Raw genomic sequence first — 19,208 nt, 5'->3', positions numbered from 1 at the left:
CCGCATGTTGCAGGCCCTGGTTCACGAACTGCGGCTGATCGCCGTGGCGCTGCAGTTCCTCACCCGCGTGCCGGTGCGGCTGGCCCGCTTCGACCCCGCCTGGCTGGCGCAGTGCACACGCCACTTTCCGCTGGTGGGCGCGGGCGTGGGGGCGTTTGGTGCGGCGGCGCTGGCGCTGGCCACGGCCCTGGGCGGCAGCCCGTGGGTGGCGGCCGTGGCGGCCACGGCGGCCACGGTGTGGCTGACCGGCGGTTTTCATGAAGACGGCCTGGCCGACACCTGCGACGGCCTGGGCGGCGCCGTGAGCCGCGAGCGCGCGCTGGTGATCATGAAGGACTCGCGCCTGGGCAGTTATGGCGCGCTGGGCCTGGTGCTGGTGCTGGCCGCCAAGCTGGCGCTGCTGGCGCAGCTGACCGGCCAGCACAGCGCCATGGCCGCGGCCGCTGCCCTGGTGCTGGCGCAGGCGGCCAGCCGCGCCGGCGCCGCCACGCTGCTGGCCACGCTGACCTATGCCGGCGACCCCGAGCACGCCAAGGCCAAGCCCCTGGCCCAGCGCATCGGCGCGGCCGGCCTGGCCACGGCCTGGGGCTGGACGCTGCTGGTGGCCGTGGCGCTGGGCGGTGGCCTGGCCGCAGGCGGCGTGCCGCTGGCCTTGCCAGCGCCCATGCCCTGGCGCGCCACGCTGGCGCTGCTGGCCGTGCTGCTGGTGGCCTGGCGCATGCGCGCCTGGCTGCTGCGCCGCCTGGGCGGCTTCACCGGCGACACGCTGGGTGCCACCCAGCAGTTCGCCGAACTGGCGGTGCTGGTCGTGGCCGCGGCCCAGCCGGTGTGGATGGCATGACGGCGCCGGGCGTGGCAGGCGAGGGCGCGCCAGCCCAGGCCGCGCCAACCCAGGCCGCGCCCTCGAGCCTGTGGCTGTGGCGCCATCCCCGCCCCGAGGGCGCGGCCGGCCGCTGCATCGGCCAGACCGATCTGCCGGTGCACCCCCGCCGCGCCAAGCGCCTGGCGCACCGCATCCGCACCGCGGCGCGCCGCCACGGCCTGCCGCGCGCGGTGTGGACCTCACCGCTGCGCCGCTGCGCCGACGTGGGCCGCTGGCTGGCGCGCTGGGGCTGGCGCCACCACATCGATGCGCGCTTGATGGAACTGCACTTCGGCGCCTGGGACGGCCAGCCCTGGCGCGACATCGCCTGGAGCGAGGTGCAGGCCTGGGAGGCCGATTTCACCGGCCATGCGCCGGGCGGCGGCGAGGCGCTGGCGGCCATGGCGTTGCGCGTGGCGGCCTGGGTGCAGGCGCCAGCGCCAGGCCGACCCCCTGAAGCGCCTGGCGCCCATGGGGGCGGTGCCCTGGCCGCCACCGAACCCCGCCTCGTGGTGGCCCATGCGGGCGTGATGCAGCTGCTGCAGCGGGCTGAGCGGCCCACCGATCCTGCCGTGCGGCTGGCCACACGCCTGTGCGCTGGACTGGACGCCGCCCACTGGCCGCGCCCGCCGCGCTACGGCGAGTGCCGCCAGGCGCGATTCGGGCCGGCCTGATCGGCGCATGGCCGCCCGCGCCGACCGCTGCCCGGCCTGTCAGGGCAGCAGATCAGCCACCTGGTTCCAGGCCTCGGCCGGGATGCGGCCTTCAAACTGCGCGGCCACCGCGCCCTGGCGATCAATGATCACGGTGTGCGGCAGGCGATCCGGGCTTCGCCATGGCCCCGGCATCTGCGCCTGCCCTTGCCAGAAGCTGAACACCGAGGCCTCGCCGGGGGCCAGGATCCGGCGCGCCCGGTCATAACGTTCCGCATCGGCGGGGCTGGCATCCAGGTTGACCAGCACCAGATCGAAGGGTGCGTCCTTCCAGCCGCGGGCGTTGATCCGCAGTTCGGGCAGCTTGTCGATGCAGACCGGGCAGGTGCTGCGCCACAGCACCACCATCACCACACGGCCGCGCCGCGCCGCCAGGTCGAAGCGCCGGCCGTCCAGCGTGGCCCCGCTGAAGGGCAGGGGGCTTGCCGGTGGCGGTGCAGCACCCAGGCTGGCGCTGGCCAGCAGCAGCGTGAACAGGAGCAGAAGCGGCTTCATGCGCAATGGGTCGCGGCGGGCGCCGATTCCTTACAAGTCGCCCGCCGCGGCTTCAAGCCGGCAGCTTGCGCCCCATGTCGCACCACGCTCGCACCTGACAGACCCCGCACTTGGGCGAGCGCGCCGTGCACACATAGCGCCCGTGCAATATCAGCCAGTGGTGCGCATCGCGCCGATACGGCGCCGGCACGCGCTTGTCGAGCTGCAGCTCCACCGCCAGCGGCGTCTTGCCCGGGGCTAGCCCGGTGCGGTTGCCGACGCGGAAGATGTGTGTGTCGACCGCCATCGTGGGCTCGCCGAAGGCCACGTTGAGCACCACGTTGGCGGTCTTGCGGCCCACGCCTGGCAGGGCTTCCAGCGCCACGCGGCTGCGCGGCACCTGGCCGCCGTGCTGCTCGATCAGGATGCGGCAGGTCTGGATCAGGTGCCGGGCCTTGCTGCGGTAGAGGCCGATGGTCTTGATGTGATCGGCCAGGCGCTCCTCGCCCAGCGCCAGCAGGGCCTGCGGCGTGCTGGCCATGGGAAACAGCCGGCGCGTGGCCTTGTTGACGCTCACGTCGGTGGCCTGGGCCGACAGCAGCACGGCGGCCAGCAGCTCGAACACGCTGGTGTACTCCAGCTCGCTGGCCGGCTGCGGGTTGGCCGCGGCCAGTGTGGCGAAGAAGGGCGTGATGTCGGCAGATTTCATGAACCAGCTCAGGAGGTGGAGGTCAGTCGGGCGCGCAGCAGCGGCAGGATCTGCACGCCCACGATGCTGGCCAGGATCAGGCCGCAGCCGAGCAGGCCCACGGCGCTGAGCCGGTCGCCCAGGAACCACGCGCCAAACAAGGCGGCAAACACGGTTTCCGAGCTGAGCACGATGGCCGCGTCGGCCGGCGGCGCGTGGCGCTGGCCCACCACCTGGATGGTGAAGCCCACGCCCACCGACAGCACGCCGGTGTAGGCAATGGCGCCGGCCGCGCTGGCCAGGCCTTGCAGCGTGATCGGCTCGAGCGCCAGGCCGGCAGCGCTGGCGGCCAGGCCGCACACCAAAAATTGCCCGCAGGCCAGGCCGTAGGCGCCGCGCAGCTTGTTGGCCACCTGGCCCACCAGCAGCACATGCACGGCCCAGGGCAGGGCGCTGGCCAGCACCCACAGGTCGCCCGGGCTGAAGGCACCCAGCGAGCCCCCGGTCAGTAGCCAGGTGCCGCCCAGGCAGCCGGCGGCTGCCGGCCACACGCTCCAGTGCGGCGCCTGGCGTTGAAAAAACCAGGCCAGCAGCGGCACCAGGGGCACGTACAGCGCGGTCAGAAAGCCGGCGTTGGTGACCGTGGTGCTCATCAGGCCGATCTGCTGCATCACCACGCCGGTGCACAGCAGCGCGCCCAGCAGGGCGATCCAGCGCAGCTCGGGCACGCCCAGCGCATGGCCCTGGGCCTGCAGCGCGCGGCGCTCGCGCCAGGCCAGCGGCGCCACCACCAGCGCGCCCAGCAGAAAGCGCACGCCGGTAAAGCCGAGCGGGCCCACGCCCGCCATGCCCAGCACCTGGCCCACGAAGGCCGAGCCCCAGATCACCGCGGCCAGCAGCAGCAGCGCGTTGGCTTGAAGGCGCGACATGTCAGGCTCGCCCGGCCGCCCGGCGGGCCTGATGCGCCGCCTTGGCGGGCGGTGAATGCCATGCGTGTGGCGGCCGGTTCATCTCAGCCCTGGTCTGCCGCGCGGCGCGCGCGGGCGCGCGCCAGTGCCGCCTCGATCACCGCGCGCTTGCGGTCGATCACCACCGGGTCGGTGTGTTGGGTGTGGGCCGGCAGATCGGCCAGCTTGGCGGCGGCCTTGGCTTCCAGGCGCGCGTCGTGCTCGTGCTTGTGGCGGGCGCGGCGGGCGTTGCGCTGGGTGTAGGCGGCCTGGGCGGTGGCGGCCTCGGCCGCGCTCCAGGCCTGCCAGCCGGTGCGCTCGCCGCTGACCGGCACCAGGCGGATGCAGTCCACCGGGCAGGCCGGCACGCACAGCTCGCAGCCGGTGCAGTCGGCGTCGATCACCGTGTGCATGCGCTTGTGGGTGCCGCTGATGCAGTCGACCGGGCAGGCCTTGATGCACAGCGTGCAGCCGATGCACCAGGCCTCGTCGATCACGGCCAGCAGGCGCGGGCCTTCGGCGCCGCATTCCGCGTCCAGCGGCTGCACCGCCTGGCCGGTCAGCGCGGCCAGCCGCGCCACGCCTTCGGCACCACCGGGCGGGCAGCGGTTGATGGCCTCGCGGCCGCCGGCAATCGCCTGGGCATAGCTGCGGCAATCGGGGTAGCCGCAGCGGGTGCACTGGGTCTGCGGCAGCAGCGCGTCGATCTGCTCGGCCAATGAAGAACCCCGCTCGGTGGCGGGGTTCGGCGCGATGGCTCGCGGGGGGATGGGGGCGGTGGACTGCACCGCCCGGATTATCCGCGCGGCTTGCGCGTGGCGCGGGCCGTGGGGCGGTTGGCGGCCGGGGCCGGCGCGGTTGCCGCCGCGCGCGGGCTGCGCGTGCGGGCCGGCGCGGCAGCGGCCACCGGGGCCTCGGCGGCCACCGGGGCGGTGGGCTTGGAGGCGGTCTTGGCCGTCTTGACCGGCGTGGCCTTGCGCACCGTGATCTTGCGCGCCGGTGCCTCGGCGGCCACGGCTGCGGGGGCATCCACGGCGATGCGGTCGATCTCGTAGTCGCCGCTCAGCTCGTCGGGGGTGGGCGTGTGGTCGAGCCGGCCCTCGGGGCTGTTGAAGGTCAGGATGAAGGCCTTGATCTCCGGGTACACCTTCTCGCGCCAGCGGCGGCCCGAGAAGATGCCGTAGTGGCCGGCGCCGGCCACGTCGTAGTGGAACTGGCGGCTCTTGGGCACGCCGCTGCACAGGTCGTGCGCGGCGCGGGTCTGGCCGGCGCCCGAGATGTCGTCGAGCTCGCCTTCCACGGTGAGCAGGGCGCTGGTGGTGATGTCCTGCGGGCGCACGTAGGTGCCGTCGTCGGCCTGCCAGGTGCCGTTGACCAGGGCGAAATCCTGGAACACGGTCTTGATCGTCTCGAGGTAGTACTCGGCCGGCATGTCGAGCACGGCGTTGTACTCGTCGTAGAACTGGCGATGCGCGTCGGTCGAATCGTCATCGCCGCGGATCAGGTCCTGGAAGTAGTCGTAGTGCGCGCTCAGGTGGCGGTCGGGGTTCATCGCCACGAAGCCGGTGTGCTGCAGAAAGCCCGGGTAGACGCGCCGGCCGGCGCCAGCAAAGTTCGGCGGCACGCGGTAGATCACGTTGTTCTCGAACCACTCGAAGCTCTTGTTCATCGCCAGGTTGTTCACCGCGGTGGGCGAACGGCGGGCGTCGATCGGGCCGCCCATCATCGTCAGCGTGCGCGGCGTGAACTCGCCCTTGGTGGCCAGCAGCGACACGGCGGCCAGCACCGGCACGGTGGGCTGGCACACCGAGATCACATTGACCTCGGGGCCCAGGTGGCGGATGAAGTCCTGCACGTAGCTGACGTAGTCGTTGAGGTGGAACGGTCCCGCCTCGGCCGGCACCTGGCGCGCATCGACCCAGTCGGTGATGTACACCTTGTGGTCGCGCAGCAGCTGGCGCACGGTGTCGCGCAGCAGGGTGCTGTGGTGGCCCGACAGCGGCGCCACCACCAGCACCACCGGCTGGCTCTTCATCTTCTCAAGCACCACCGGATCGTCCGAATAGCGCTTGAAGCGGATCAGGCGGCAGAACGGCAGCACGATCGGGTACTGCTCCTGCACGGCCACGTCCACGCCGTCCACCGGCACGGTGCGGATGCCGAACTCGGGCTTCTCGTAATCCTTGGCCAGACGGTGGATCAGGTCGAAACCGGCGGCCACGCGCTGCGCCATCGGCGTGTGCGTGAAGGGCGAGAGCGGATGGTTGTAGAGCTTGGCCGAGGCGCTGGCGAACTCGGAAAACGGCGCCATCAGTGCACGCTGGGTCTCGTAGATCTGATAAAGCATGGCGGGATGGACTCCAGTCAGACGGCGGTGCGTCGGGGGCTCGGGCGAGCGCTGTCATCTTGTGCTGCAGCCCCTGAACCCGACCTGACGGCGGGTGCAAAGTTTTGTGCACTGCAGCATTGTGAATGTTACTCCGAGCATCGTGCGGCTGCATAGGCCGAGCCGGCTACGGAAAAACACGTAACTTCGCACCGCAGTTCGGCTTTCCTGTCGCCTGGGCGACAAGCCTGTGCCCAAACGACACAGCCCGGCGGGGCCGGGCTGTGCAGGGTGGCTGGCGCCGGATGTGGCGCTGCAGCAAAAAAAGGGCGTCAGTGTGGGGCAGCGGCCCCTCAGAGCACCGCGGCGATGGCGGCCACCACCTTGTCGATGTTCTGGGTGTTGAGTGCGGCCACGCAGATGCGGCCCGAATCGACGCCGTACACGCCGAACTCGCTGCGCAGGCGCTCCATCTGCGGCTTGCTCAGGCCCGAGTAGCTGAACATGCCGCGCTGGCGCACGATGAAGCCGAAATCCTGCTTTACACCGGCGGCCACCAGCTTCTCGGCCAGCAGCGTGCGCATCTGCTTGATGCGCTGGCGCATGGCGGCCAGCTCCTGCTCCCACTGCGCGCGCAGCGCAGGCGTGTCGAGCACCGTGGCCACCACCTGGGCGCCATGGGTGGGCGGGTTGCTGTAGTTGGTGCGGATGGCGATCTTGAGCTGCGACAGCACGCGGGCGGTCTCGTCCTTGCTGGCGCACACCACGCTGAGCGCACCCACGCGCTCGCCGTACAGGCTGAAGCTCTTGGAGAACGAGGTGGCGACGAAGAAGTTCTCGACGCCGCTGTCCAGGAACTGCTGGATCACCGCGCCGTCTTCGGCGATGCCGTCGCCAAAGCCCTGGTAGGCCATGTCGAGAAAGGCCACCAGGCTGCGTGCCTTGACGGTGGCGATCACCTGCGCCCACTGCGCCGGGGTGATGTCGTAGCCGGTCGGGTTGTGGCAGCAGGCATGCAGCACCACCACGGTGCCGGCGGCGGCAGCGTTCAGGTCGGCCAGCATGGCGTCGAACTTCACGCCCCGGTTGGCGGCGTCGTAGTAGCTGTAGGTGCCCACCTCGAAGCCGGCGTTGGTGAACAGCGCGCGGTGGTTCTCCCAGCTCGGGTCGCTGATCAGCACCTGGGCGGCGGGGTTCAGCTTCTTCAGGAAATCGGCGCCCACCTTCAGGCCGCCGGTGCCGCCGAGCGCCTGGATGGTGGCCACGCGGCCGTCGGCCAGCACGGCCGAATCGGCGCCGAACACCAGGCGCTGCACGGCCTTGTCATAGGCGGCGATGCCGTCGATGGGCAGGTAGCCGCGCGGCTTGGCCGCTTCGGTGAGCTGGGTTTCGGCGGCCTTCACGCAGGCCAGCAGCGGCAGCTTGCCGGCGTCGTCGAAGTACACGCCGACGCCGAGGTTGACCTTGTCGGCGCGGGTGTCGGCGGCAAATTGTTCGTTCAGACCCAGGATCGGGTCACGCGGGGCCATCTCGACGGCGGCGAAGAAGCTCATGGAGGTGTGGTTCCTGTCAGGACGGTGGCAGCAGGGAAGGGCGGTTCACGGCGGCTTGCGGCAGCGGCACCCACGTGGAATGCCGCACTGCGGTACGCTGTTGGATTGGCCGGCGCGCGCCACCCAGCGCCGCAGCCAGCCCGCGATTTTAGAGCCAGTGACCCATTTGCCCCAGGGAAACCCCGATGTCCGATCTTGCCGACCTGTCTGCCGCGGAAGATGCCTCGCCCATGCCATCGGGCGAAGGCCAGTTCGTCACGTTCCCGGGCTCGCCGTTCCAGCTGTTCCAGCCCTATCCGCCGGCCGGTGACCAGCCCGCCGCCATCGACCAGCTGTGCGAGGGCATAGCCGACGGCCTGGCCTACCAGACCCTGCTGGGCGTGACCGGCTCGGGCAAGACCTTCACGATGGCCAATGTGATCGCCCGCATGGGCCGGCCGGCCATCGTGTTTGCGCCCAACAAGACGCTGGCCGCCCAGCTGTACAGCGAGTTCCGCGAGTTCTTTCCCAAGAACGCGGTGGAGTACTTCGTCTCGTACTACGACTACTACCAGCCCGAGGCCTATGTGCCGCAGCGCGACCTGTTCATCGAGAAGGACAGCTCGATCAACGAGCACATCGAGCAGATGCGGCTGTCGGCCACCAAGAGCGTGCTGGAGCGGCGCGACACCATCATCGTGGCCTCGGTCAGCGCCATCTACGGCATCGGCAAGCCCGAGGACTACACGCAGATGCGCTTCATCGTGCGCGTGGGCGACAAGATCGGCCAGCGCGATGCCATCGCGCAGCTGATCCGCATGCAGTACAGCCGCAACGACGTCGACTTCAGCCGCGGCAGCTTCCGCGTGCGCGGTGACACCATCGACGTGTTTCCGGCCGAGCACAGCGAGCTGGCCATCCGCATCGAGCTGTTCGACGACGAGATCGAATCGCTGAGCCTGCTCGACCCGCTGACCGGCCGCATCCGCCAGAAGATTCCGCGCTTCGTCATCTACCCCAGCAGCCACTACGTGACGCCGCGCGAGCGCGTGCTGAGCGCCATCGACACCATCAAGCTCGAGCTGCGCGAGCGGCTGGATGAGCTGGTCAAGGGCGGCAAGCTGGTCGAGGCCCAGCGGCTCGAGCAGCGCACCCGCTTCGACCTCGAGATGCTGCAGGAGGTGGGCCACTGCAAGGGCATCGAGAACTACACCCGGCACCTGAGCGGCGCCAAGCCCGGTGACCCGCCACCCACCATGGTCGACTACATGCCGCGCGACGCGCTGATGTTCCTGGACGAGAGCCATGTGCTGATCGGCCAGCTGGGCGGCATGTTCAACGGCGACCGGGCGCGCAAGACGGTGCTGGTGGAGTACGGCTTTCGCCTGCCCAGCGCGCTCGACAACCGGCCGCTGAAGTTCGACGAGTTCGAGACCAAGATGCGCCAGTGCGTGTTCGTCTCGGCCACGCCGGCCGACTATGAAAAGACCCATGCCGGCGCGGTGGTGGAGCAGGTGGTGCGGCCCACCGGCCTGGTCGACCCCATCGTCGACGTGCGGCCGGCCGCGCAGCAGGTGGACGACGTGCTGCAGGAGATCCGCAACACGGTCTTGAAGGGCGAGCGGGTGCTGATCACCACGCTGACCAAGCGCATGGCCGAGCAGCTCACCGACTACCTCACCGACAACGGCGTCAAGGTGCGCTACCTGCACAGCGACATCGACACGGTCGAGCGCGTGGAGATCCTGCGCGACCTGCGCCTGGGCACCTTCGATGTGCTGGTGGGCATCAACCTGCTGCGCGAAGGCATCGACATCCCCGAGGTCAGCCTGGTGGCCATCCTCGATGCCGACAAGGAAGGCTTTCTGCGTGCCGAGCGCAGCCTGATCCAGACCATCGGCCGCGCCGCGCGCAATGCCAACGGCCGCGCCATCCTCTACGCCGACAAGATCACCGAGTCGATGCGCCGCGCGATGGACGAAACCGCCCGCCGCCGCGCCAAGCAGACCGAGTTCAATGCCGAGCACGGCATCACGCCGCGCACGGTGATGAAGCAGGTCAAGGAGCTGATCGACGGCGTGGTCTCACAGGCCGACGACAAGACCAAGGTGCAGGGCCTGATGGACGCGGTGGAGACCGAAGGCCTGAGCGAGAAAGACCTGGCCAAGCGCATCAAGGCGCTGGAAAAGCAGATGATCGAGCACGCCAAGAACCTCGAGTTCGAGAAGGCCGCCCGTGTGCGCGACCAGCTGGCGCTGCTGCGCGAGCAGGTGTTCGGTGCCGGCGGCGCACACGACGTCAACGTGGTGCCGCTGGCCAAGGCCTGAGGCGCGCGCGTTCAGCCCTTTTTGCGCTGCAGCGCATCGGGCCCGATCTGCTCGATCGGCGGCATGCCCTGCGGATAGCTGCGGTAATGCTTGTCGGCCAGCAGCGTGGGGTAGCGCTCGATGCTGAGCACGCGCTTGACGGCGCGGCGCAGCTTCAGCACGCCGCGCAGCACGGCGTTCAGGGCGGGTGAGGGCTCGGCCAACATCGCCGCGCGGCGCAACTGCGGCCGCACCAGGCAGGCCGCCGCCGGCTTGACCAGGCCACGCAGCGGCGCCGGCAGCCAGGCCGCCATGATGGCCACGGTGGCATCGGCCACGCGGCGGCAGGCCTCGTCTGGCTGGAACTCGCGCGCCTCGTAGGCCGCCACAAAGGCGTCGAAGGCCGGCTTGCTGGCCGGGATGTCGACCAGGCCCATGCGCTGGCCGATGCCGTGCCAGTAGTGGAACCAGGCCTCGCATTCGTGCGGCGTGAACGCGCGCCAGCCGAACTGCGCCATCCAGTCGATCGGAAAGTCGATGAAGGTCCACAGCACGAACAGGAAGTCTTCGTTCGGGATGCGGTAGTGGCTGTGGATGTGGTTCATGCGCGCGATGGCGCGGGCGCCGGGGTCGCCATCCCAGCCGGCTTCCATGAAGTTGGCGATCAGCAGGTTGGTGTCGTCGTAGCGTTTCTGGCCCTGGCGCGCGAACTGCGCCGTGCGGTCCAGCAGGCGCGCCACCGAGCGGCTGCCATAGGTGTGGAACAGCGCGATCTCGAGCGCCCGCGTCATGTCGAACGGAAACTCGTAGGCCGACAGCAGAAAGACGATGCGCTGGCAGTCGCGCCGGGCATCCAGCCGGGCGATCTCGCCACGCACGCCGGGGTGGTGCAGCACACCGAGCGGGCGGCGGTAGCGCGGGCCGATGTCGGCCCCCGGCACGGCGCCGGCCATCGCGCCGGCGGCATGAAAGGGGCAGCCCGGCGCGGCACCCGGGGCGGTGGTGTGCGCAGCGGCGCCGGCGGCGCTGCCGGGCTCGAGCGATGGCGAACGGGACGGACTCACCGGGGCACCTCCAGACTGCAGCGCAGCCCGATGGAGCCGGCCTGCGGGCCGCACTGTAGGCGCGCGCCAGCGGCAGCGGAATCGTCCGATCCGACGAACGCGCGCCCGGCTGTGGGCCGGGCGCGCAGCGGCGGTCAGGCCGCGTGCATCAGGTGCATCAGGTGCATCAGGTGCGGAAGATGCGCACCGCCTGCGCCACCACCTCGGCCTGGCCGTTCAGTGACGAGGCCGCGGCGGCCAGCTCTTCCACCATCGCCGCGTTCTGCTGGGTCAGGTTGTCGAGCTCCGACACCGCGCTGTTGACCTGGCTCACGCCCTTGCTCTGCTCGCTGCCGGCCTGGCTGATCTCGGCAATCAGCGCATGCACGCGCTGCACGGCGTCGGCCGTGCGGCGGGTGGATTCGCCGGTGTTGGCGGCCAGCTTGGTGCCCAGCTCGACCTTGGTGACCGCGTCCTCGACCAGCACCTTGATCTCGCGGGCGGCGGTGCTGGTGCGCTGCGCCAGCGCGCGCACCTCCGAGGCCACCACCGCAAAGCCGCGGCCGGCCTCGCCGGCGCGTGCGGCCTCGACCGCCGCGTTCAGCGCCAGGATGTTGGTCTGGAACGAGATGCCGTCGATGGTGCCGATGATCTCGCCGATGCGCTGCGAGCTGCTGCGGATCTCGTCCATGCGGCCGGCCATGTCGCGTGCGGCGTCGCCGCTGTCGGTGGCGGCGGTGGTGGCCTCCTGGGCCAGTTCGGTGGCGGCGCGTGCGGTGTCGGCGGTCTGGCGGATGGTGCCGGTGATCTCTTCCAGCGACGCGGCGGTCTGCTGCAGGTTGCTGGCCTGTGACTCGGTGCGCTGGCCCAGGTCGGCGTTGCCGCGCGAGATCTCGCCCGAGGCCAGACTGATGCCCTCGACCTCGCGCCGCACGTCACCCACGATGGCCTGCAGGTTGACGTTCAGCTGGGTCAGCCCGCGGGCCAGCTGGCCGACCTCGTCGTTGTGCTGCGAGGCCAGTTTCTGCGACAAGTCACCCGCCGACATGCGCCGGGCCACGGTGATGGCATTGCGCAGCGGCGCCAGCGCCATGTTGCGCAGCTGCCAGGCCACGGCACTGCCCAGCACCAGGGCGCCGGTCATCGAGGCCGCAACGCCCCACTGCGACAGCAGCTCGGCCAGCGTGGCCGTGCCCAGCGTGCCGGCCAGCGCGGTGAGGCTCAGCTTCATGCCCAGGCTGGGCTGGGTGATGCGGCGCACCATGCCCGGCCAGCCCGAGACGGCCAGATCGCCCTTGTGCAGCTTCAGGCCGCCACCGCCGTTGCCGCGCATGCGCTCGTACAGGCGCTCGGCGGCCTGCACCTCGGCACGCGAGGGCACGGTGCGCACCGACATGTAGCTGGTGACCGCGCCGTTCTCCAGCACCGGCGTCACATTGGCGCGCACCCAGTAGTGGTCGCCGTTCTTGCGGCGGTTCTTCACCAGCGCCGTCCAGGGCTCGCCGGCCTTCAGCGTGGCCCACATGTCGCGAAAGGCCTCGGGCGGCATGTCGGGGTGGCGGATCAGGTTGTGCGGCTGGCCCAGCAGTTCCTCACTGCTGTAGCCGCTGACCTCGATGAAGGCCGGGTTGCAGTAGCGGATGTGGCTCTGCAGATCGGTGCAGGACACCAGCGTGCTGCCTTCCGGCAGCAGGTACTCGCGTTGGGAGACGAAACCGTTGTCGCGCATGGGGGAGCCTGGGGTTGGATGGGTGACACGACCGCGGGGTTCATGCGCAGTCCGTGTTACGTTTTCGTCGATACCCCCCTGCGCTTGAAGTGGGATCTGTAGGGGAACCTTGATGCTCGCCGCGGGGAGGCCTTGGGGAAGACCCGCAGCCGCCTGGGCTATCCTCGGCCCATGTTGAAGCGCCTCTTCAAGCGTGGGCCCGAGCCGCAGTGCGCGGTCTTGATGGTCTGCATGGGTAACATCTGCCGTTCGCCGATGGCCGAGGCCGTGCTGCGCGGCAAGCTCGAGCAGGCCGGCCTGGCCGGCCGGGTGCGGGTGGATTCGGCCGGCACCCTGGGCCATCACCGCGGTGCGGCACCCGACCGGCGCGCGGTGGCCCAGGCCGCGCGGCGCGGCTGGCAGCTCGAAGGCCAGAAGGCGCGGCCGGTGGCCGATGCCGACTTTGAACGCTTCGACCTGCTGCTGGCCATGGACGCCGGCAACCTGGCCGATCTGCAAAAGCGCTGTCCACCGGCGCTCGCCGAACGCCTGGGCCTGCTGCTCGACCACGCGCCCTGGCTGGGCGAGCGTGAGGTGCCCGATCCGTATTACGGCGCCGTGGCAGGGTTCGACCACGCGCTCGACCTGATCGAGCCGGCCTGCGACGGCCTGCTGGCGGTGCTGCGCCGCCGCCTCGGCACCACGGGCTGACGGCCGCTTGCGGCCGCGCCGCAGGGCGCTGGCGCCCGCTCAATGCCGACAAGATTAGTCGGATACTGATATACTCGACCCCAGCAGTCGGGATACCGATCGCAGCTTCCGGTCACCCCGTCGGTTATACCGGTTGCGCCGCACGCGGGCAGAACCGGTGTCGTGCCGCGCCGCCCGTCCGGCTTTCAGGAGAACTCCATGCGTCTGACCACCAAGGGCCGTTTCGCCGTCACGGCGATGATCGATCTGGCACTGCGCTCGAACAACGGGCCGGTGGCTCTGGCCGCCATCAGCCAACGCCAGCAGATCTCGCTGTCGTACCTCGAGCAGCTGTTCGGCAAGCTGCGTCGCCACGAGCTGGTGGAAAGCACGCGCGGCCCGGGCGGTGGCTATTCGCTGGGCCGCAAGGCCGACGAGATCACCGTGGCCGACATCATCGTGGCGGTCGATGAACCCATCGACGCCACCGGCTGCGCCGGCAAGGAAAACTGCATGGGCGACGAGGCCGGCCGCTGCATGACCCACGACCTGTGGGCCAGCCTGAACCAGAAAATGATCGAGTACCTCGATTCGATCTCGCTGCGCAAGCTGGTCGACGACCAGCTGGCCAAGGGCGTGTCGGTGGAAGAGGTGCCGATCAAGCGCGCGATCTCCAGCGTGCCGGTGGTCAAGCCGATCAAGGTGACCGCGCCGAACTCGGTGTTCGCGCTCGGCTCGGCCTTGTCCAAGTGAGCCTGCTGGCGTCCTGATCTTTCCGTTACCCGCATTCTTCGTGGCCATGACCCCGCATCTCCCGATCTACCTCGATTACGGCGCCACCACGCCCTGCGATCCCCGTGTCGTCGACGCCATGATTCCCTGGCTGCGCGAGCATTTCGGCAACCCGGCCAGCCGCAGCCACGCCTGGGGCTGGGAGGCCGAAGAGGCCGTCGAGCGCGCCCGCGTGCAGGTGGCCGAGCTGGTGGGCGCCGATCCGCGCGAAATCGTCTGGACCTCCGGCGCCACCGAGAGCATCAACCTCGCCCTGAAGGGCGCGGCGCAGTTCTACAAGGGCCGCGGCAAGCACATCATCACGGTCAAGACCGAGCACAAGGCCGTGCTCGACTCGGTGCGCGAGCTCGAGCGCCAGGGCTTCGATGCCACCTACCTGGATGTCGAGCCCGACGGTCTGCTCGACCTGGCCAAGCTCGAGGCGGCGATCCGCCCCGACACCATCCTGATTTCGGTGATGTTCGTCAACAACGAGATCGGCGTGGTGCAGGACGTCACCGCCATCGGCAATCTCTGCCGCAGCAAGGGCATCGTGTTCCATGTGGACGCGGCCCAGGCCACCGGCAAGCTGCCGATCGATCTGGCCACGCTGCCGATCGATCTGATGAGCCTGGCCTCGCACAAGACCTACGGCCCCAAGGGCATCGGCGCGCTGTACGTGCGACGCAAGCCGCGGGTGCGCCTGGAGGCGCAGATGCATGGCGGAGGCCATGAGCGCGGCATGCGCTCGGGCACGCTGCCCACGCACCAGATCGTGGGCATGGGTGAGGCCTTCCGCATCGCGCGTGCCGAGATGGGCACCGAGATCGAGCGCATCCGCATGCTGCACAACAAGCTGGTGGCCGGGCTGACCCAGATGGAGCAGGTGTTCATCAACGGCGACATGGCCCGCCGCGTGCCGCACAACCTGAACATCAGCTTCAACTTCGTCGAGGGCGAGTCGCTCATCATGGGCGTCAAGGGCATCGCGGTCAGCTCGGGTTCGGCCTGCACCTCGGCCAGCCTCGAGCCCAGCTATGTGCTGCGCGCACTCGGCCGCAGCGATGAGCTGGCGCATTCGTCGCTGCGCATCACCATCGGCCGCTTCACCACCGAAGACGACATCGACCAGGCCGTGGCCATGCTGCAGGACCGCGTGGCGCGGCTGCGCGAGCTGTCGCCGCTGTGGGAGATGTACCGCGACGGCGTGGATCTCAATTCGATCCAGTGGTCGGCCCACTGATTCAGGAGCATTGGACATGGCATACAGCGAAAAGGTCGTCGACCACTACGAGAACCCGCGCAACGTCGGCAGCTTCGACAAGGGCGACGACGATGTCGGCACCGGCATGGTCGGCGCGCCGGCCTGCGGCGACGTGATGAAGCTGCAGATCAAGGTCAACCCCGACACCGGGCTGATCGAGGACGCGCGCTTCAAGACCTATGGCTGCGGCTCGGCCATTGCCAGCAGCTCGCTGGTGACCGAGTGGGTCAAGGGCAAGAGCCTGGACCAGGCGCTTTCTATCAAGAACACCCACATCGCCGAAGAGCTGGCGCTGCCGCCGGTCAAGATCCACTGCAGCATCCTGGCCGAAGACGCGATCAAGGCCGCGGTGGACGACTACCGCGCCCGCCACGCCGAACCGGCTGCCGCCGACCTGTCGGCCGACGCCGCCGCAGCAGCAGCCCAGCCGGTGGCCGAGAAGGCGATCTGAGCGCCATGGCCGTCACCCTCACCGAAGCCGCGGCGCGGCATGTCACGCGCTACATCAGCCGGCGCGGCAAGGGCGTGGGCGTGCGTCTGGGCGTCAAGACCACCGGCTGCTCGGGCCTGGCCTACAAGCTGGAGTACGCCGACGACGTGGCCCCCGAAGACCATGTCTTCGAGGACCACGGCGTGAAGGTGCTGATCGATCCCAAGAGCCTGCCCTACCTGGATGGCACCGAGCTCGACTTCGTGCGCGAAGGCTTGAACGAAGGTTTCAAGTTCCACAATCCGCGCGAGAAAGACCGCTGCGGCTGCGGCGAGTCGTTCCGCGTGTGAGTGGACACCCCGGGGCGCCGATGGCGCCCCGTGGCCTGCCTGCTGCCACCGCGTGGCGCCGCCGAGGGCCCGCGCCAGCCGCCGCCGTGGTGGCTGCGCAGATGTTTGCCACCCTGTGCCGAATGTGCCGAATGTGATCAATGCCGACGTCGTGATCCGGCCCGAGCGAGCCGACCAGCCGGACGTGATGGCCTTGCTGGACGCGCTGGACACCTACCTGAACAGCCTGTACGACCCGGCGGACAACCACATCCTCGGCGTGCAGGCGCTGTTGGCACCGGATGTGCTTTTCCTGGTGGCGCGCCACCGTGGACAGGCCGTGGCGTGCGGGGCGGCGCGGCGCATGCCGGGCGAGGCACACACCGACGGCCAGGCCTATGGCGAGATCAAGCGCATGTATGTCGATCCGGCGGCGCGCGGGCAGGGCCTGGCGTTGGCCTTGATCGAGGCCCTCGAAGCGCATCTGCGCCAGCAAGGCATTGCGCAGGCCTTGCTGGAGACCGGTGCCGCGCAGCAGGAGGCCGTGCGCCTTTACCAGCGCTGCGGCTACCGCCCGCGGGCGGCCTTTGGCGGCTACCCGGACAACGGCCTGTCCGTGTTCTACGGCAAGAGGCTGTGACCGCCATGCGCATCGAAGACGACGATTTCATCCTGTTCGGCCTGCCGCGCCGCCATGCGCTGGTGCGGGCCGATCTCGACAGCCGCTGGCGCGCGCTGCAGGCCGAGGTGCATCCCGACCGCTTTGCCGCCCAGGGCGCGGCGGCGCAGCGTGTGGCCATGCAGTGGGCCGTGCGCGTGAACGAGGCCTACCAGCGCCTGAAAGACCCGCTGGCGCGCGGCGCCTACCTGTGCGAGCTGGCCGGTGCGCCGGTGGATGCCGAGAACAACACGGCCATGCCGCCGGCCTTTCTGATGCAGCAGATGGAATGGCGTGAGGCCCTCGACGAGGCCCGCGGCGCCGCGGCCGTTGAACGCATCGACGAGCAGGTGGCCGCGCAGGAAGGCACGCTGCTGGCCCAGCTGGCACGCCAGCTCGACGAGGCCGGCGACGCGCCCGCCGCCGCCCAGACTGTGCGGGCGCTGATGTTCGTGAAGCGCTTTCGCGACGACATCGGCCGCCGCCTGGAGGCGCTCGACGCCTGAACCCGCGCCCGGCCGCCGGCCCGAGCGACACCCCGACAACAACGACAAGACCCGACCCCGCCCATGGCCCTGCTGCAGATCTCCGAACCCGGTCAGGCACCCGACCCGCACCAGCGCCGCATTGCCGTGGGCATCGACCTGGGCACCACGCATTCGCTGGTGGCCGCGGTGCGCCATGGCGTGGCCGAATGCCTGCCCGATGCGCAGGGCCGCGTGATCCTGCCGTCGGCCGTGCGCTACACCGATGCGCCGGGCGGGCAGGGCCGGCAGATCGGTGCCGAGGCCCTGGCCATGCAGGCCGAAGACCCCGAGAACACCATCGTCTCGGCCAAGCGCTTCATGGGCCGGCGGCTGGCCGATGTGGCCGATGCCGCGCAGCTGCCCTACCAGTTTGTCGACCGCCCCGGCATGCTGGGCCTGGCCACGCGCCAGGGCGTGAAGACGCCGGTGGAGGTGTCGGCCGAGATCCTGGCCACGCTGCGCTTTCGCGCCGAGGACAGCTTCGACGACGAGCTGTTCGGCGCCGTGATCACCGTGCCGGCCTATTTTGACGACGCCCAGCGCCAGGCCACCAAGGACGCCGCCCAGCTGGCCGGCCTGAACGTGCTGCGCCTGATCAACGAGCCCACCGCCGCGGCCGTGGCCTACGGGCTCGACAACGGCAGCGAAGGCCTCTACGCGGTCTACGACCTGGGCGGCGGCACCTTCGACATCAGCCTGCTGCGCCTGCACCGCGGCGTGTTCGAGGTGGTGGCCACCGGTGGCGACGCCGCGCTGGGTGGCGACGACTTCGACCGCGCCGTGGCCGACTGGGCCCTGGCCCAGGCCGGCGTGGTGGCAGCCAGCGCGCATGACAAGCGCGCCGTGCTGGTGGCCGCCCGTGCCGCGAAAGAGGCGCTGACCGACGCGCCCGAGACCACGCTGCGCTGCCCGCTGGCCGGCGGCGAGATCGCCGTGGCGCTGAGCCGCGAGCGCTTCGACGCGCTGACCCGCCCGCTGGTCGAGCGCACGCTGGCCGGCGTGCGCAAGGTGCTGCGCGACGCCCGGCTGAAGAAGGACGAGGTGCAGGGCGTGGTGATGGTCGGCGGCTCGACCCGCATGCCGGCGGTGCGCGCCGCGGTGGCCGAGCTGTTCGGCCGGCCGCCGCTGGTCAACCTCAACCCCGACGAGGTGGTGGCCGTGGGCGCGGCGATCCAGGCCCATGCCCTGGCCGGCCACGCCTCGGGCCAGACCGATGGCCTGCTGCTGCTGGATGTGATTCCGCTGTCACTGGGCCTCGAGACCATGGGGGGGCTGGCCGAGCGCATCATCGAGCGCAACACCACCATCCCGGTGGCCAAGGCGCAGGACTTCACCACCTTCAAGGACGGCCAGACCGCGATGGCCATCCACGTGGTGCAGGGCGAGCGCGAGCTGGTGGCCGATTGCCGCAGCCTTGCGCGCTTCGAGCTGCGCGGCATTCCGCCCATGGTGGCCGGGGCCGCGCGCATCCGGGTCACGTTCCAGGTGGATGCCGATGGCCTGCTCAGCGTGGCGGCGCGCGAGCTGACCTCGGGCGTCGAGGCGGCGGTGGTGGTCAAGCCCAGCTATGGCCTGGCCGACGACGAGATCGCCAACATGCTGCGCGACGGTTTTGCCAGTGCCGAGGCCGACATGGCCGCCCGCGCCTTGAACGAAAGCCGGGTGGAGGCCGAACGCATGACCCTGGCCACGCGCAGCGCGCTGGCCGCCGATGGCGAGCTGCTCAGCGCCGCCGAGCAGGCCGAGATCGAGGCCTTGCTGGCCGCCCTGGCGCACACCGCCCAGGGCAGCGACCATGCGGCCATCGACAGCGCGGTCGAGGCCCTGGCCCAGGGCACCGAGGGTTTTGCCGCCGCGCGCATGAACCGCGGTATCCAGGCCGCGTTGACCGGCCGCAGCATCGATCAGCTCTGATCCCCGACCACCCCCCAGCCTTTGCG

Annotated in this window: 19 protein-coding genes; 11 read left to right on the top strand and 8 right to left on the bottom strand. The window is 70.2% G+C overall.

Annotated features, from left to right (window positions below):
• Positions 1–4: 4 nt before the first annotated feature.
• Positions 5–841: an adenosylcobinamide-GDP ribazoletransferase gene (gene cobS, locus N4G63_RS13040; RefSeq protein ID WP_260785909.1), complete on the top strand. Its 837-nt coding sequence runs from the start codon at positions 5–7 to the stop codon at positions 839–841.
• A complete protein-coding gene (locus N4G63_RS13035) occupies positions 838–1,536 on the top strand; it encodes a histidine phosphatase family protein (RefSeq protein WP_314599786.1) in 699 nt (232 codons plus the stop codon). The genes cobS and N4G63_RS13035 overlap by 4 nt, the downstream gene beginning before the upstream one ends.
• Before the next feature lie 39 nt (positions 1,537–1,575).
• Here the strand turns inward: N4G63_RS13035 and N4G63_RS13030 are convergent, their stop codons facing one another.
• The 6 genes from N4G63_RS13030 to N4G63_RS13005 all read right to left on the bottom strand — a co-directional run bounded on the left by N4G63_RS13030 (position 1,576) and on the right by N4G63_RS13005 (position 7,563).
• Positions 1,576–2,070 (bottom strand): TlpA disulfide reductase family protein, encoded by a 495-nt coding sequence (locus tag N4G63_RS13030; RefSeq protein ID WP_260785907.1) that lies wholly within the window; start codon positions 2,068–2,070, stop codon positions 1,576–1,578.
• 52 nt (positions 2,071–2,122) lie between these two features.
• A complete protein-coding gene (gene nth, locus N4G63_RS13025; protein ID WP_260785906.1) occupies positions 2,123–2,758 on the bottom strand; it encodes an endonuclease III in 636 nt (211 codons plus the stop codon).
• A gap of 8 nt (positions 2,759–2,766) precedes the next feature.
• A complete protein-coding gene (locus tag N4G63_RS13020; protein WP_260785905.1) occupies positions 2,767–3,666 on the bottom strand; it encodes a DMT family transporter in 900 nt (299 codons plus the stop codon).
• Between the two features lie 83 nt (positions 3,667–3,749).
• Positions 3,750–4,403, bottom strand: a complete 654-nt coding sequence (gene rsxB, locus N4G63_RS13015; protein WP_260785904.1) for an electron transport complex subunit RsxB — start codon at positions 4,401–4,403, stop codon at positions 3,750–3,752.
• Positions 4,404–4,480: 77 nt separating this feature from the next.
• On the bottom strand, positions 4,481–6,031 hold the full coding sequence (locus N4G63_RS13010; protein WP_260785903.1) for a polyhydroxyalkanoate depolymerase: 1,551 nt from the start codon (positions 6,029–6,031) through the stop codon (positions 4,481–4,483).
• A 332-nt stretch (positions 6,032–6,363) separates the two neighbouring features.
• A complete protein-coding gene (locus N4G63_RS13005; RefSeq protein WP_260785902.1) occupies positions 6,364–7,563 on the bottom strand; it encodes an amino acid aminotransferase in 1,200 nt (399 codons plus the stop codon).
• A gap of 185 nt (positions 7,564–7,748) precedes the next feature.
• Between N4G63_RS13005 and uvrB the strand changes: the two genes are divergently transcribed.
• Positions 7,749–9,869, top strand: coding sequence for an excinuclease ABC subunit UvrB (uvrB, locus tag N4G63_RS13000; protein ID WP_314599785.1), 2,121 nt, complete (start codon positions 7,749–7,751; stop codon positions 9,867–9,869).
• 11 nt (positions 9,870–9,880) lie between these two features.
• Here uvrB and N4G63_RS12995 read toward each other — a convergent pair whose 3' ends face one another.
• Together N4G63_RS12995 and N4G63_RS12990 are read right to left on the bottom strand one after the other, a co-directional pair.
• Positions 9,881–10,912: an oxygenase MpaB family protein gene (locus N4G63_RS12995; protein WP_314599784.1), complete on the bottom strand. Its 1,032-nt coding sequence runs from the start codon at positions 10,910–10,912 to the stop codon at positions 9,881–9,883.
• Between the two features lie 166 nt (positions 10,913–11,078).
• Positions 11,079–12,620: a methyl-accepting chemotaxis protein gene (locus N4G63_RS12990; protein WP_260785900.1), complete on the bottom strand. Its 1,542-nt coding sequence runs from the start codon at positions 12,618–12,620 to the stop codon at positions 11,079–11,081.
• A gap of 171 nt (positions 12,621–12,791) precedes the next feature.
• Here N4G63_RS12990 and N4G63_RS12985 point away from each other — a divergent pair, with 171 nt between their 5' ends.
• From N4G63_RS12985 to hscA, 8 genes are all read left to right on the top strand, one after another.
• Positions 12,792–13,310, top strand: a complete 519-nt coding sequence (locus N4G63_RS12985; protein ID WP_314599783.1) for a low molecular weight protein-tyrosine-phosphatase — start codon at positions 12,792–12,794, stop codon at positions 13,308–13,310.
• A gap of 198 nt (positions 13,311–13,508) precedes the next feature.
• Positions 13,509–14,042 carry a Fe-S cluster assembly transcriptional regulator IscR gene (iscR, locus tag N4G63_RS12980; protein WP_260785899.1) on the top strand — a complete coding sequence of 178 codons (534 nt, stop codon included), beginning with the start codon at positions 13,509–13,511 and terminating at the stop codon, positions 14,040–14,042.
• 40 nt (positions 14,043–14,082) lie between these two features.
• Positions 14,083–15,303 carry an IscS subfamily cysteine desulfurase gene (locus N4G63_RS12975; RefSeq protein WP_314599782.1) on the top strand — a complete coding sequence of 407 codons (1,221 nt, stop codon included), beginning with the start codon at positions 14,083–14,085 and terminating at the stop codon, positions 15,301–15,303.
• A 16-nt stretch (positions 15,304–15,319) separates the two neighbouring features.
• Positions 15,320–15,775: a Fe-S cluster assembly scaffold IscU gene (iscU, locus tag N4G63_RS12970; RefSeq protein ID WP_314599781.1), complete on the top strand. Its 456-nt coding sequence runs from the start codon at positions 15,320–15,322 to the stop codon at positions 15,773–15,775.
• A 5-nt stretch (positions 15,776–15,780) separates the two neighbouring features.
• Positions 15,781–16,104: an iron-sulfur cluster assembly protein IscA gene (gene iscA / locus N4G63_RS12965; protein WP_260785898.1), complete on the top strand. Its 324-nt coding sequence runs from the start codon at positions 15,781–15,783 to the stop codon at positions 16,102–16,104.
• A gap of 124 nt (positions 16,105–16,228) precedes the next feature.
• Entirely contained in the window at positions 16,229–16,723 is a 495-nt protein-coding gene (locus tag N4G63_RS12960; protein WP_260785897.1) for a GNAT family N-acetyltransferase, read from the top strand.
• A 5-nt stretch (positions 16,724–16,728) separates the two neighbouring features.
• Complete coding sequence (hscB, locus tag N4G63_RS12955) at positions 16,729–17,247, top strand: Fe-S protein assembly co-chaperone HscB (RefSeq protein ID WP_260785896.1); 519 nt, start codon at positions 16,729–16,731, stop codon at positions 17,245–17,247.
• Positions 17,248–17,310: 63 nt separating this feature from the next.
• Positions 17,311–19,182 (top strand): Fe-S protein assembly chaperone HscA, encoded by a 1,872-nt coding sequence (hscA, locus tag N4G63_RS12950; RefSeq protein ID WP_260785895.1) that lies wholly within the window; start codon positions 17,311–17,313, stop codon positions 19,180–19,182.
• Positions 19,183–19,208: the final 26 nt, after the last annotated feature.

It is taken from the genome of Aquabacterium sp. OR-4, from assembly GCF_025290835.2.
In the GTDB taxonomy this organism is placed as follows: Bacteria; Pseudomonadota; Gammaproteobacteria; order Burkholderiales; family Burkholderiaceae_C; genus Pseudaquabacterium.
This window is presented reverse-complemented; position numbering and strand designations above follow the sequence as displayed.